The organism is Kordia zhangzhouensis, from assembly GCF_001005305.1.
GTDB lineage: Bacteria > Bacteroidota > Bacteroidia > Flavobacteriales > Flavobacteriaceae > Kordia > Kordia zhangzhouensis.
On the sequence record NZ_LBMH01000004.1, the window covers coordinates 475,823 to 489,790 of the forward strand.

Consider the following 13,968-nt stretch of genomic DNA (forward strand, 5'->3'; position numbering starts at 1 on the left):
ATCAAAAAAACATAACATGAGAACCACAAGTATCATTTTAGGAAGTATAGCTGCTGTATTAGGCTTTTTACTATCCTTCTTTTTAGACAGCTTTGCTTTTATTCCTGTAGTTGCAGGACTAATTTTAGGAGTTGTCGCTTTAACAATATCTAAAAGAAATGGACTAAGAGAGAGTGTGCCAAAACTTATCATTGCGCTTTCTTTTTTGGCAGGAGCCATTACCACCATGAATTTATTTGGAGAAAATAAAGTGGCAGAAGATGTTAAGCAAACGGTTGAAGAAAAACAGGAACAAGAGCAAAAAGACATCAAAGAAATTGAAGAACTTGAAAAGGAGATAGAAGGCATTGATGAAGAACTCAAAGGCATATAATCTTTTTTGCTATAGAAAAATTAAAGAAGTCTGTTAAAACCATTTAGCAGACTTTTTTATGCGCATAAATTGACATATTTTATATTTTTTAAGAATTCTATAACAAAAATACGAATGCTATTTCAATACCTTTGTTTCGCTTAGAAAATTCACGATATCGTAACGACCATACATTATACCATATCCTGTACTAAATAGGCAAATAAAAATACTCAACCACAAATGAAGAAAATTGTACTTTTATCCCTTTTAACGCTTGCTGCTTGCGGCACAAAACAAAACACAGCTCAATCCAAAGCGGCTAATTACGATCCTATTCCTTATGGAAATACAATTACAGAAGCAGAACTTAAAACACACTTATATACGTATGCTTCTGATGAATTTGAAGGCAGAAACACAGGAGATGCCGGGCAGAAAAAAGCGGTTGCTTATCTTAGAGATGAATATAAAAATTTGCAAATTCCTGCAGCTCAAAAAGATGGAGACTATTTTCAAAAAGTACCATTACAAAAAGGAAGCAATTTACATTCTGAACTAACAATAAATGAGACAGAATTTACATTTGCTGAAGATTTTGTAACATTTACTTCCAATACAAACGGAACAACAAGCATTGATGAGATTGTATATCTTGGTTATGGGATTGATGATGAAAAATATTCAGATTATCAAGGGAAAGATGTAGATGGGAAAATCGTTTTAATAAAAGTCGGGGAGCCTAAAAATGCAGAAGGAAATTATGTGATTACAGGAAGCGAGGAAAATAGTATGTGGTCAGGAAATATCCGTCAAGAATTTGGAGCTAAATTAACAGCGGCTAAAGAAAACAATGTAAAAGGGATTCTTTTTTATGTAGATGAATACTATCCGCGTTTTAAAATGCAATATGAATTTGTTAAAAAAAGCAGCAGAATATCGTTAAAAGCAGATGAGAGTGAAAGTTTTTTCTATTATATGATTAATGATAAACTTGCAACTGCAATTCTACCAACAATTAAAGATACAGCAGAGAGTAGAATCTTAAATGTTAATGCAACTTTAGTCAACAAAGACAAAAGTAATGATGTAGATTCTGAAAATGTGGTGGCAATTATTAAAGGTTCTGAAAAACCAGAAGAATACGTGGTTATCTCTGCACATTTAGATCATGAAGGAATAAAAAATGGTGAAATATATAACGGAGCAGATGATGATGGCTCAGGAACTGTTGCAATTTTAGAAATTGCAGAGGCTTTTAAAAAAGCACAAGAAGAAGGGAATGGTCCTAAACGTTCCGTTGTATTTTTGCATGTAACTGGAGAAGAGAAAGGCTTATTGGGATCTAAATACTATACAGACAATCCAATTTTTCCTCTAGAGAACACAGTTGCAGATTTGAATATTGATATGATTGGGCGAATTGATCCTAAACGAACAGAAGGCAATCGTAATTATGTATATTTAATTGGTTCGGATAAATTAAGTAGCGAATTACACAATATCTCTGAAGAGGTAAATAAAAAATACAGCAATATTGAGTTAGATTACACTTATAATGATGAAAATGATCCTAATCGTTATTATTATCGCTCTGACCATTACAATTTTGCTAAAAACAATGTCCCTGTCATCTTTTATTTTAATGGTACGCATGATGACTATCACAGACCATCAGATACTCCAGATAAAATCAATTATGATTTGCTTACAAATAGAACACGATTAATTTTCTATACGGCATGGGAACTTGCGAATAGAGATCAACGAATTGCAGTTGATAAAGTAGCAAAATAGATTGAATTTTAAGATATCAATTATTAAAATTCTGTAGAAATAAAAAAGCGAATCATTATGATTCGCTTTTAGTTTTTAATAGCGGTTGCTTTTTTAGCAAATAGGAAGTGTATTCCCGTCAACTTCATTAGTTTTACAACGCTCTCTTGAATTATAAGTACAATCCAATCCGTTGGTCGGGCATCCATAAATAGTCAATGGACCTGTTCCACAAATTGTATAATACGTTCTAATTGCCAATCCTGCTAGGATTTCATCTTTATTCAAATTAGAAATTGTTGATTTTTTTACGCTTAAGCTTTTTAAACTCTTTTTTTTCATGATTATAAGATTTTGATTTTTATAAAGTAATTAACAACTCATATAAGTACCACATGGATAGGTTTTATCAATCCAGCAACAAATAGTACAATCTGTACGCTGTGTATCATTTCCTCCAGAAATTTTTTCATAAGAGAATGAAGAAATGGCTCTTTTATTAAGTATTAGCGTGTCGATTTTTCTTTTTTTCATAATGATTTATTTAAAAAATAAGTTAAAAAGAAACAAGTTGATCAGAGTACGGTTTTACCGTAAAAAATAAGTATACTATAAATGCAACAAAAACAATAGGTTACTGTTGATACTTAAAAAAGTCGTAAAAAAACCGTAAAATTTGTTTTAAGAATAAAAAAAGGTTTCTATATTTGCATCCGCAATCAGGGAAATACCTTGAGGAGACACTTGGAGAAATGGCAGAGTGGTCGAATGCGGCAGTCTTGAAAACTGTTGACTGTAACAGGTCCGGGGGTTCGAATCCCTCTTTCTCCGCTAAAAAAAAGCTTCATCGTACGATGAAGCTTTTTTGTTTTCAGTATTTTTAATCAATAATTTTAATTGGTGTTTTAGAATCATCAATAGCAACAAACGTGAAAAAGCCAGTTACAGCTTTTTTTCGCCCTTCCTCATACATATTTTCCATATAAATATCTACTTGAACCACACAACTTGTTGTGCCTACTTTTACAACTTTAGCAATAAGTTCTACTAATGTCCCTTGTGGAATAGGTTCAGTAAAATCAATCTTGTCTGTAGAAACAGTAACGACTTTTTTTCTGCTAAATCTAGTTGCACAAATAAAAGAAGCTTCATCCATCATATGCAAAGCAGTTCCACCAAATAAGGTGTCGTAGTGATTGGTTGTATTAGGAAAAACAGCTTTAAATATATGTGTTTCTGAATTTTTTATGCGAGTTTGTAATTGAGTATTCATAAAAGGAAATTGAAAATTTTAATAAATAAATAGTATCGTAAATGATTGAAGTTTTTCATAGAATATACTTTACAAGCCATTAATTTAATTTATACAAAAGAGGATTATTTCTTCTTTCGTATTCCGTACTTTTGACTTATAAAGTATAACATCTCAAAGATACACTATATGCAAATATTAGACGCTCTCAAATGGAGATATGCTACGAAAAAATTTGATGCAGCCCGTTTTTTAAGCACAGAAAAGATTGAAGTTTTAAAAGAGGCATTCAATTTGACAGCTACCTCATATGGATTGCAGCCGATACGTTTGGTAGTTATAAAAAACAAAGAACTTCAAGAACAATTATTAAAACATTCATGGAATCAGCGACAAGTAGTTGATGCTTCTCATTTGTTAGTTCTTTGTGTCGATACGACAATCAATAAGGAAACGATAGAAGCCTATTTTACTCGTGTTAAAGACATTCGTGATACTCCAGATGAAATATTGACTCCATTTAAGGACTTTATGATTGAAACATTTTCAAAAAAAAGTGATGAAGAGTTGAAAAATTGGGCAACAAAGCAAGCTTATATAGCCTTAGGAAACCTTCTTACTGTTTGTGGTGCTGAACAAATAGATGCTTGTCCAATGGAAGGGTTTACACCAGAAAAATATGACGAAATTTTAAATTTGTCTGCCCATGGACTTTCTTCTGTATTGGTATTGCCAGTTGGTTACCGAGCGGAAGACGATATGTTTGCTAATTTTAAGAAAGTACGAAAAACTACCTCACAAAGTGTATTGGAATTGTAATATTTTGGCAGGATTATTGTTTTAAAAGTAGAAACTTATATATTTGTTAAGTACCTAATAGTGTATACAGATGAGAAAACTACTTTTTTTAGCCGTTTTTTGTATAGGACTTTCAGCAATTGCGCAAGAAGAAATAACGCTCAATTGGCTAACAGATTTTGAAGAAGCCAAGAAAGTTTCTAAAAAAACAAACAAGCCAATTCTAATCTACTTTACGGGGAGTGATTGGTGTCCTCCTTGTAAAATGTTGAAAGAAGATTTCTTCTATACTGAAAAATTCAAGGAAAAATCAAAAGATTTTGTATTGGTAATGGCTGATTTTCCAAGAAGACAAGACATCATAACCCAAGAGCAATTTGCAGAAAATGTTGCACTCGGAAAAAAATACAATACACAAAATAAATTCCCCAACATTGTAGCTGTTGATTATAAAGGAAAAAAAATTGATAATATTACCTCTTATAACATGTTACGAGATCCTTCAAGACATTATAAGTTTCTTGAAAAAATATTAAAAAACTATTAATACGATTCACATAAACGATACACCTCTTTTCTATACTTTTGTAAGAAGGAAAGAGGTGTTGTTTTTATATAACTACTCAACTTTAATCATCAAAAGACACGAATAAATTATGCCTGGATTTGAACTTTTTAGTGAAGCAGAACGAAAAGAAGTAAATGATGTACTAGCCAGTGGCGTGCTAATGCGTTATGGATTTGACGGAATGCGTAATGGCCATTGGAAAGCTAAGGAACTTGAGCATGCGTTGCAAAAACAATTAAATGTAAAGCATGCACAATTAGTATCTAGCGGAACTGCAGCTGTTTCGGTAGCATTGGCGATTGCTGGAGTAGGAGCCGGTGATGAGGTTATCATGCCAACGTTTACTTTTGTGGCAAGTTTTGAAGCAATAATGATGTTAGGAGCTATTCCTATTCTTGTAGATATTGATGACACACTTACGTTAGATCCTGAAGCGGTTAAAAAAGCCATTACACCAAAAACAAAAGCTGTAATGCCAGTTCACATGTGTGGCAGTATGGCAAATCTTGATGCATTGAAAACTCTCTGTGATGAGCATAAATTATTATTAATAGAAGATGCTTGTCAAGCCATTGGAGGAACCTACAAAGGAAAAGCTTTGGGTACAATAGGTGATGTAGGTTGTTTTTCATTTGACTTTGTAAAAACGATGACTTGTGGTGAAGGTGGCGCAATCATTACGAATAACAGTAACTATGCACTGAATGCAGATCACTACATCGATCACGGTCACGATCATATGGGGAATGACAGAGGAGCTGAAACTCATCCTTTCTTAGGATACAACTTTCGTATTTCTGAACTAAACGCAGCTGTTGGATTGGCACAAGTACGACGATTGCCTGAATTTTTAGCAATCCAAAAAAAGCATTATACAATCTTGCGTAATGCATTAGAAGATATTCCACAAGTTACATTTAGAACTGTACCCGAAGGAGGAGAAGAAAGTTATGCCTTTTTAAACTTTTTCATGCCAAACCTAGAAACAGCACGTAATATAATGCTAGGATTTAAAGAAAATGGAGTTGATGCATGCTTTCATTATTATGACAATAATTGGCATTATGTTCGCAAATGGGCGCATTTGAAAGAACTAAAATCTCTATATCCAATTACAGAAGAAGTAAAAAAAGGCATGCAATACCTGCAAACTCAAACATTTGATCAATCCGATCATTATATTGCGAGAAACATTTCATGTCTAATTAAATTATCATGGACAGAAGAAGAGGTAAATACTAGAGCACAGAAAATGCGAGATGTGATTTTGACAAATGTAAATTAATAATTCTATATTTTTAGTGATTTGGCATGATGTTAAAAAACTTCTGATTTTTTTAATCATCCAATTCGATTCAATTTTGACATAAAAGAATTTTACTATGTAACATGAGTTACATTCTTATGTTGTAAAACCTTTATTTTTAGCATATTAAAATCAGCTAAAAACATGTCAAAACATTATCAAATTCTCATTATAGGTGGTGGAACTGCAGGAATTATGACTGCTGCTCAACTCTTAAAACAAAAGAAATCTAATAGCATTGCAATCATTGAGCCGGCAGATACACATTATTATCAGCCTGCATGGACACTGGTTGGAGCGGGAACTTATTCATTCAATAAAACCGCTAAACCAATGGCTTCAGTAATACCAGATGGAGTTACTTGGATAAAAGACAAAGCTACTGGATTTGATGCAGATATGAACACTGTGCAAACGGCATCAAATGGTGCTATAAAATATGATTATCTTGTAGTAGCTCCTGGATTAGCGTATGACTTTAGTTTGGTGCCAGGCTTAGGGGAAGCAATGGACAAAGGCGTTGTGTGTAGTAATTATACCAATCCCAACCATACGTGGAATGTTGTCAAGAATTTTAAAGGAGGAACAGCTTTATTCACGCAACCCGCAACACCTATAAAATGTGGTGGTGCGCCTCAAAAAATTATGTATTTAGCTGAAAGTTACTGGAGGAAAAATGGTGTACGAACCAATACAAATGTAGTTTTTGCTACTGCAGGAAGTGTCATTTTTGGGGTAAAAGAAATTGCCAAAACATTAATGGAAGTAGTGGATAGAAAAGACATCAACTTGCGATTCTTTCATAAGTTAGTGGCGGTTGATGCTGAAAAACAAATTGCATGGTACGAACTCACCAAAGATGTAAAGGCAAGTGGTTGTGTAGTGATGTCTGAAGAGAATGACCGAGATGATCTTGATGAAAATTTTCAACATAATTACAAAAACGTACAAGTAACAATAGAAGGAGACCGTTATGGGATTCATTTTGATATGTTGCATACTGCACCACCGTCAGTTGCACCAAAGTTTATACAAGAATCAAATTTGGTCAATGCAGACAAATGGTTAGATGTTGATATCCATACCATGCAGCATAAAAAATACCCTAATATTTTTGGATTGGGTGATGTTGCCGCTTTACCAACTGCCAAAACAGGAGCTGCCATACGAAAACAAGTGCCTGTAGTCGTTGATAATATTGGGAGAATGTTAGAATTTGATGAAATTGGAACAAAATCGTACAATGGCTATTCTTCATGTCCATTAGTAACTGATTATGGTAAAATGGTCCTTGCAGAATTTGATTATGATAAAAAATTCACTCCCGACCCTAAATTAAAACAGTTGTTCATTCAAGACAGCTCAAAAGAACATTGGCGACTTTGGATGCTCAAAAAATATATGCTTCCTTATTTATATTGGAATAAAATGCTAAAAGGAAAAGATGTTTAGTTTAACGTAGTTGTGTAATAGGTTTGGTAATGAGCACAACAAAAAAACTTGCGGTTTTACTGCAAGTTTTTTATTGTTATAAATTTAGTAGGTAACATACTCTACAATTTCTAATCCGTAGCCTATCATACCTACACGCTTTTCTTGGTGAGAATTTGTTACCAAACGAATTTTGCTAATATTGATATCATGTAAGATTTGTGCCCCAATTCCAAAATCCTTGGAATCCATTTTAATTTTTGGCGCTTTGTATTCGCCTTCACTTTGCAAAACTTTTAGTTCTTTGATACGGTGCAAAAGGTTCAACGAACTATTATCTTGATTAATAAAAACTATTGCCCCTTTTCCTTCATCATTGATTAAACGGAACATATCGTCTAATTTTTTATCTGCATTATTAGTCAACGTTCCAAGAATATCATCATTTACTAAAGTAGAATTGATTCGTGTTACTACGGGTTCATTATTTGCCCAGCTTCCTTTTGTGAGGGCAATATGTACTTGATTGTTTGTTGTTTGTAAATAAGCACGCATACGAAATTCTCCAAAACGTGTTTGTACGTTAAAATCTTCTTTCTTTTCAATTAGTGAATCATGTTCCATTCGATAAGCCACCAAATCTTCAATTGAAACGATTTTTAAGTCAAAATTTTTAGCAACTTCAAGTAATTGTGGCAAACGAGCCATCGTACCATCTTCATTCATGATTTCAACAATAACACCTGCAGGTTCTAAACCAGCCAACCGTGCAAAATCAATCGCCGCTTCGGTATGACCTGTTCTACGAAGTACACCGCCTTCTTTAGCTTTTAATGGGAAAATATGTCCTGGTCGCGCCAAGTCAAAAGGTCTTGTGTTTTTGTTAATTAGTGCTTGAATGGTTTTAGAACGATCGGAAGCAGAAATTCCTGTTGTAACTCCGCTTCCTTTTAAGTCTACAGAAATAGTAAACGCTGTTTCCATAGGATCGGTATTGTTACTTACCATCATGCCTAATTGAAGCTCTTTACAACGGTTTTCAGTCAATGGAGCACAGATTAATCCGCGTCCATGAGTGGCCATGAAGTTGATCATTTCAGGAGTAACTTTTTCAGCAGCAGCTAAAAAATCACCTTCATTTTCACGATTTTCATCATCTACTACAATAATTACTTTTCCTTGGCGAATATCTTCAATAGCTTCGTGAATACTATCTAATTGCGTTTGCGTTTTCACTTTTGTTGTTGGAGTCATGTTGTCTGAACAATTTGAGTGCAAAAATAAGGATTCTTATGTAAAAAAGATTCATGAATGAAGGTCAAATTGACATGTAACTAGAATCGCTTATAAAATGCGTTTAATCTCTTGTTTGATACGGTTCTTTTGCAAGAAATAAATTATAAAATAGATTGGAATTCCTAAAATAACTAATAAAGAACCAAAAAGCTTATTTGTGTGTTGATTTGCCGTAACGTCTGTAATATTTTTATAAAAAATTTGGGTGCGAATGTAGTGATATAAAAATAAAGCGCTAAATAGTACTACCATTGTTATGAGCCCTATCTTCATCCAAGATTCCATTTTCATATTATTATTTAAGATAGGTAGGGCAAGTCCTGTAATTAAAAAAGGGATGTAGTAATAGAAAGCTACTTTTGAAGAAGTAGTATAGGCTGCATAATCTTTTTTAGCGGTTTGATATTTTTTATCATCAAATGCGCCTAAAATATGCAAACGTTCTTCGTTAACACCTCTTTCTGCTAGCATTTCTACTAAAAGAGAACGTTCTCCTTCTGTGTAATTATATTTTTGATAATTACGAACAACATCAATTAGTTGTTGCTCGCTGAGAGAACTGAATTTTTCTCTACTTTCACGATCTGTTGCTGTAATTTCAGCTTTTTCATATGTAGAAGCGAACTCATCTTCATTCCTAGGTTTTACAAATAAATTTTTAAGGGTAATGAAGAATCCGTCAAAGCTAAATAACCCTTGATCGGAAGTAGCTCTGCGTGTGAAATAAATACTCAAAGGGAGCATAATCATAGTAGAAAGCCATGTGCCAAGCCATGGTGGAATACTGCCATCTTCAGCACTGTTTTTTCCAAAAATTCCAATAAAGTGATACACTAAGAATAAGCATATAGCGACAACCATTGGTAATCCAATACCACCTTTGCGAATGATAGCTCCTAAAGGTGCCCCCACAAAAAATAGAATAATACACGCAATAGCTACCGCAAATTTGTCATGCATAAATATTTTGTGGTGATTGATCTTTTTTTCCATTCGTTTGAAACGAATTTGAGTGTTTTCAAGTGTAGTGCGTCGTCCTTTTATGTTGGTTATTGAAATGTCTAATGCACGTTTTTTATTTTGAAGAGAAAGAATATCCAATATGCTTTCTTTTCCCGCAACAGAATCTTTGGAAAATTTGTGAGTAGAATCTCTTTCTATGATTACGATACCTGTTCGCTTGTACATGTTTTCACCAAAGCCAACTTTATCTTGTGTATACATGCGTTCATAAACGGCAGTAGTGTCAATTAGCTGCCTGACGTTGAACATTTTGTAAGTTCCGTTGCTCTCGTCGTTAAAATCAACCTTATTTACTTCCCGCAAGTCAACATTCATAATGTATTTTTCAAACGACACTTTGGCGTGTTGCATGCGAAGATAATCTTGTGGGTCACTTGATTTTACATCTTCATAACGATTTCCATCAAATAAAACCATTTGTAAGATATCAGAGTCAGGACTACTTTTCAGTTCTCCCTTTTTTGATTTCATTACAATACGATTCTTTTTATCGTTTGACTTTTGATGAATAATCACTTTGTCTAGCAATTGATCGTTCTCACCATATTTTTTGTCAACTTTAATGTTGATATTTCCAATATCATTAAAAACGCCTTCGCCAATAGCTAATGCAGGTTTTTTCTTCGCTAAATTTTTACGAAGATTAAATTGTTTGAATTCAGCCCACGGAATCACATTGTTATTAAAGAAAAAGGTGCCAATTCCGAGCAAAACAATGAAAACGATTAAGCTTCGCATGGCACGTTGCAATGAAATTCCAGTAGATTTCATAGCTGCAAACTCATAACTTTCGGCAAAACGCCCAAAAGTCATAATTGAAGAAACCAAAATACTTAATGGTAATACTAGCGGAATTAGTTTTGGAGTGGTATATAAAAGAAATTTAAAAATAATTCCTGCATCCAATCCTTTTCCAGCCAATTCTCCTATAAAAAGCCAAACGGTCTGTAATATAAATATGCACATAAATATTACAAAAACCGTTAAAAAAGTAAAGAGATAACTCTTAAGTATGTATCTGTCAAGTATTTTCAAGCAACCTAATTTTTATCTATATAATAGTCCTCGTATTTCGATTCGTCAAATATAAATAAGCTTTTTGATAAAGGCTGATTCGTTTTAAAAGAATTAACAGTTAAGGTCGTGATTGTACCATTTTTTCCTGTTTCTATAAGATTGTAGATGTGCTTTGTTTTTATATCAATACCTAATAGTACACTTTTAATGTCTGAAGACTCACTGGTTGGAGTCAACTTTACATATTGAATTTTTCTACCACGTACATTTTGTAAAATATCCCAAGCATAGGAGTATCCTTTTTTGTAAAATGTAAGCATGTCTGATGGTGACAATGCAGTTTCATCTTCATCAGCATCAGCAATAGTCACTTCTTCATTTGCAGGGACAATTGTATATACTTTTTTAGTATCGTATATTTTCGTGAAACCTAAAAAGTTCAATAAATATTTGTCTCCTTCTAAGGTTACATTTCCTTTAGATTCTTGCTTAGTATTTGCTTCTTTATTATTTAATTGATATTTAAATTCAATTTGAATGTTGTCGTAGCTATTTACTTTTGCAGAAACTTCATCTAATAGTTTTTTTGCCTTATCTGCATTTTGAGCATTTGCTGCAAAAATGGCAAATACACCTAATACCAACACTAAAACTAATTTTTTCATTGTACTCATTGTTTTTCGTTATCTAATAATTGATCTAAAGCTATAATATCTGGAATAAGCACTTGGCGTGCTTTACTTCCTTCAAATGGACCTACAATTCCTGCAGCTTCTAATTGATCTATAATGCGACCTGCGCGGTTATATCCTAATTTTAACTTTCGTTGTAATAAAGATGCCGATCCTTGTTGTGCTGTGACAATAACTTCAGCAGCTTGCCGGAAAAGTTTATCTCGATCCTCTATATCTATATCAAGACTTGTGCCACTTTCTTCACCAACATATTCTGGCAGAATAAATGCTTCAGGATATGCTTTTTGCGCGCCGATATAATCCGTAATTTTTTCAACTTCTGGAGTGTCTACAAACGCACATTGAATACGAATTAAGTCATTTCCTTGTGTGTAGAGCATATCTCCACGACCAATCAATTGATCGGCTCCTGAATTGTCTAAAATTGTTCTAGAGTCAATTTTAGACATTACTCGGAAGGCAACTCTGGCAGGGAAGTTGGCTTTAATCATTCCTGTAATTACATTTACAGAAGGTCTTTGAGTGGCAATAATCAAGTGAATTCCAATGGCACGTGCTAATTGAGCCAAACGAGCAATAGGAGTTTCTACTTCTTTTCCAGCAGTCATAATCAAATCTGCAAATTCATCTACCACTAAGACAATATATGGCAAAAATTTGTGCCCGTCGTTAGGATTCAATTTACGAGCTCTAAACTTTGCATTGTATTCAACAATGTTACGACACATTGCTTCTTTAAGCATGTCATATCGTTGATCCATCTCAATACAAAGTGAGTTCAACGTGTTGATTACTTTGGAGTTATCAGTAATAATTGCATCTTCAGAATCAGGTAGTTTTGCCAAATAGTGACGTTCAATTTTATTAAAAAGAGTCAATTCTACTTTTTTAGGATCTACCAATACAAATTTTACTTCTGAAGGATGCTTCTTGTATAAAATTGAGGTTAAGATACAATTTAGTCCTACCGATTTTCCTTGTCCTGTAGCTCCTGCCATTAACAAGTGAGGCATTTTAGCAAGATCAACCACCAAAGTTTCGTTACTAATGGTTTTTCCAAACGCAATAGGTAATTGCATTTCAGCCTCTTGAAATTTTTTGGAAGCAATTGCCGATCGCATAGAAACAATTGCCGGTTTTTTGTTAGGAACTTCAATACCGATTGTTCCTTTTCCTGGCATAGGAGCGATAATACGAATGCCTAATGCGGCAAGCGAAAGAGCAATGTCATCTTCTAAGTTTTTAATTTTTGAAATCCGAACACCCGCTTCAGGGATAATTTCATAAAGTGTAACTGTTGGGCCAACAGTCGCTTTGATGCTAGCAATTTCGATTTTATAATTTCGTAGAGTCGTAACGATTTGATTTTTATTTTCTTCAAGTTCTTCTTGATTAATCGTAATCGAACTTCCATTAGTATAATCTTTGAGCAATTCAATAGTTGGGAATCGAAAATTGCCGAGTTCCAATCGCGGATCAAACTCTCCATGTTCACGGACTAATTTGTCTGAAAGATTTTCGGTAACGGTTTTTTCTTCAATAATTTTTTCTACTTGAATTTCTGTTTCATCTTCATCTTTGGCAATTTCTACTTCAAAAGAAGTGTCTGGAATATCAGAAACTTCATCTTCTGAAATTGTTCGGTCTGAATAATTTTTAATTGTAGGTTGTAAATTTTCAACAGAAAGCTCAAATTCAGATTTCTGAGTCTTGATTTCTATTTCAGATGTTTCGTTTTCTTCATGGGATTCTTCAGAAGAAGAAATAGGATCTGTAGAAATATCAGTAGAATCAAGAGAAGATTCAATAATAGTTTCCTCTGTATTAAAATCTTCTTTTACTGCTTTTGCTTTTTTATTGAAATATTCTGCGACATTTTCTGGAGTTAGTTTTAAACGAACAACTGCATAAATAATAAATCCAAAAAGCAATACTAAACCAATGCCAATTTTTCCAATATAATCATGTAGAAAGGAATTCAACTCAAAACCTATAGTTCCTCCTAGTAAGGGAAATGAGCTAAAAAAGAAACCAAGAAATATAGAAACCCAGATGACGATAATGCTTCCCCAAAACCATTGTGGGAACATGTTTTTTTGAGTATCCAAAAATAAATGAAGTCCAGAAAGGAATAATAATCCTGTAAATAGGAGCGAAGCAATTCCAAATCCTTGATATATAAAGAAATGACTTATGTTTGCGCCAAAAATTTGCATCCAATTTTTAGTTTCTGTGTCACGAGACAATTGACCTACTTCGCTTTGATCAACCTCCCATGTAAAGAAAAAAGAAATAAACGCTATAAATAAGGCAATAGAAAGAAGCATCAATAAGCTACCCAACACAATACGATGTTGTCTAGTTAATGTAAAGTCAGGCTTTTTGAATTTAGGGACTCTCGGAGTTTTTTTAGTCTTCTTTACGGTTTTTTTCTTTGCCATTCAGGAATTGCTA

Annotated in this window: 13 protein-coding genes and 1 tRNA gene; 7 read left to right on the forward strand and 7 right to left on the reverse strand. The window is 33.5% G+C overall.

Annotated elements, in window-relative coordinates; translation table 11 throughout:
• Positions 1-16: 16 nt before the first annotated feature.
• On the forward strand, positions 17-373 hold the full coding sequence (locus AA088_RS18270) for a hypothetical protein (protein WP_157547111.1): 357 nt from the start codon (positions 17-19) through the stop codon (positions 371-373).
• Between the two features lie 222 nt (positions 374-595).
• Entirely contained in the window at positions 596-2,149 is a 1,554-nt protein-coding gene (locus AA088_RS08300) for a M28 family peptidase (protein WP_046744484.1), read from the forward strand.
• Positions 2,150-2,242: 93 nt separating this feature from the next.
• On the opposite strand, the gene AA088_RS08305 is transcribed toward AA088_RS08300, so the two are convergent.
• Together AA088_RS08305 and AA088_RS18275 are read right to left on the reverse strand one after the other, a co-directional pair.
• Positions 2,243-2,470 carry a hypothetical protein gene (locus AA088_RS08305; protein ID WP_046744485.1) on the reverse strand — a complete coding sequence of 76 codons (228 nt, stop codon included), beginning with the start codon at positions 2,468-2,470 and terminating at the stop codon, positions 2,243-2,245.
• Positions 2,471-2,500: 30 nt separating this feature from the next.
• Positions 2,501-2,662 carry a hypothetical protein gene (locus AA088_RS18275; protein WP_157547112.1) on the reverse strand — a complete coding sequence of 54 codons (162 nt, stop codon included), beginning with the start codon at positions 2,660-2,662 and terminating at the stop codon, positions 2,501-2,503.
• Positions 2,663-2,874: 212 nt separating this feature from the next.
• Between AA088_RS18275 and AA088_RS08310 the strand changes: the two genes are divergently transcribed.
• Positions 2,875-2,959 (forward strand) — tRNA-Ser (locus AA088_RS08310).
• 49 nt (positions 2,960-3,008) lie between these two features.
• Here AA088_RS08310 and AA088_RS08315 read toward each other — a convergent pair.
• Positions 3,009-3,401, reverse strand: a complete 393-nt coding sequence (locus tag AA088_RS08315) for an acyl-CoA thioesterase (RefSeq protein WP_046744486.1) — start codon at positions 3,399-3,401, stop codon at positions 3,009-3,011.
• Positions 3,402-3,569: 168 nt separating this feature from the next.
• On the opposite strand from AA088_RS08315, the gene AA088_RS08320 reads away from it, so the two are divergent.
• From AA088_RS08320 to AA088_RS08335, 4 genes are all read left to right on the forward strand, one after another.
• Complete coding sequence (locus AA088_RS08320; RefSeq protein ID WP_046744487.1) at positions 3,570-4,199, forward strand: NAD(P)H-dependent oxidoreductase; 630 nt, start codon at positions 3,570-3,572, stop codon at positions 4,197-4,199.
• 70 nt (positions 4,200-4,269) lie between these two features.
• Positions 4,270-4,725, forward strand: a complete 456-nt coding sequence (locus AA088_RS08325; RefSeq protein ID WP_046744488.1) for a thioredoxin family protein — start codon at positions 4,270-4,272, stop codon at positions 4,723-4,725.
• Between the two features lie 109 nt (positions 4,726-4,834).
• A complete protein-coding gene (locus AA088_RS08330) occupies positions 4,835-6,031 on the forward strand; it encodes a DegT/DnrJ/EryC1/StrS family aminotransferase (protein WP_046744489.1) in 1,197 nt (398 codons plus the stop codon).
• A gap of 165 nt (positions 6,032-6,196) precedes the next feature.
• Positions 6,197-7,504: an NAD(P)/FAD-dependent oxidoreductase gene (locus tag AA088_RS08335; RefSeq protein ID WP_046744490.1), complete on the forward strand. Its 1,308-nt coding sequence runs from the start codon at positions 6,197-6,199 to the stop codon at positions 7,502-7,504.
• 84 nt (positions 7,505-7,588) lie between these two features.
• Here the strand turns inward: AA088_RS08335 and ribB are convergent, their stop codons facing one another.
• From ribB to AA088_RS08355, 4 genes are all read right to left on the reverse strand, one after another.
• Positions 7,589-8,737, reverse strand: a complete 1,149-nt coding sequence (ribB, locus tag AA088_RS08340; protein WP_046744491.1) for a 3,4-dihydroxy-2-butanone-4-phosphate synthase — start codon at positions 8,735-8,737, stop codon at positions 7,589-7,591.
• A 90-nt stretch (positions 8,738-8,827) separates the two neighbouring features.
• The gene (locus AA088_RS08345; protein WP_082106627.1) at positions 8,828-10,837 is read right to left on the reverse strand and encodes an LptF/LptG family permease; all 2,010 of its coding nucleotides are present in this window, start codon (positions 10,835-10,837) and stop codon (positions 8,828-8,830) included.
• 5 nt (positions 10,838-10,842) lie between these two features.
• Positions 10,843-11,484 (reverse strand): LolA family protein, encoded by a 642-nt coding sequence (locus AA088_RS08350; RefSeq protein ID WP_046744600.1) that lies wholly within the window; start codon positions 11,482-11,484, stop codon positions 10,843-10,845.
• A 5-nt stretch (positions 11,485-11,489) separates the two neighbouring features.
• Positions 11,490-13,955: a DNA translocase FtsK gene (locus AA088_RS08355; RefSeq protein ID WP_046744493.1), complete on the reverse strand. Its 2,466-nt coding sequence runs from the start codon at positions 13,953-13,955 to the stop codon at positions 11,490-11,492.
• Positions 13,956-13,968 lie beyond the last annotated feature (13 nt).

Excerpts from the sequence above, each read along its gene's own strand:
- AA088_RS08325 (WP_046744488.1), top strand. The coding sequence starts at position 4,270 with ATGAGAAAACTACTTTTTTTAGCCGTTTTTTGTATAGGACTTTCAGCA.
- AA088_RS08305 (WP_046744485.1), bottom strand. The coding sequence starts at position 2,470 with ATGAAAAAAAAGAGTTTAAAAAGCTTAAGCGTAAAAAAATCAACAATT.
- AA088_RS18275 (WP_157547112.1), bottom strand. The coding sequence starts at position 2,662 with ATGAAAAAAAGAAAAATCGACACGCTAATACTTAATAAAAGAGCCATT.
- AA088_RS08300 (WP_046744484.1), top strand. The coding sequence starts at position 596 with ATGAAGAAAATTGTACTTTTATCCCTTTTAACGCTTGCTGCTTGCGGC.
- AA088_RS08350 (WP_046744600.1), bottom strand. The coding sequence starts at position 11,484 with ATGAAAAAATTAGTTTTAGTGTTGGTATTAGGTGTATTTGCCATTTTT.
- AA088_RS08355 (WP_046744493.1), bottom strand. The coding sequence starts at position 13,955 with ATGGCAAAGAAAAAAACCGTAAAGAAGACTAAAAAAACTCCGAGAGTC.
- AA088_RS18270 (WP_157547111.1), top strand. The coding sequence starts at position 17 with ATGAGAACCACAAGTATCATTTTAGGAAGTATAGCTGCTGTATTAGGC.
- AA088_RS08330 (WP_046744489.1), top strand. The coding sequence starts at position 4,835 with ATGCCTGGATTTGAACTTTTTAGTGAAGCAGAACGAAAAGAAGTAAAT.
- ribB (WP_046744491.1), bottom strand. The coding sequence starts at position 8,737 with ATGACTCCAACAACAAAAGTGAAAACGCAAACGCAATTAGATAGTATT.
- AA088_RS08335 (WP_046744490.1), top strand. The coding sequence starts at position 6,197 with ATGTCAAAACATTATCAAATTCTCATTATAGGTGGTGGAACTGCAGGA.
- AA088_RS08315 (WP_046744486.1), bottom strand. The coding sequence starts at position 3,401 with ATGAATACTCAATTACAAACTCGCATAAAAAATTCAGAAACACATATA.
- AA088_RS08320 (WP_046744487.1), top strand. The coding sequence starts at position 3,570 with ATGCAAATATTAGACGCTCTCAAATGGAGATATGCTACGAAAAAATTT.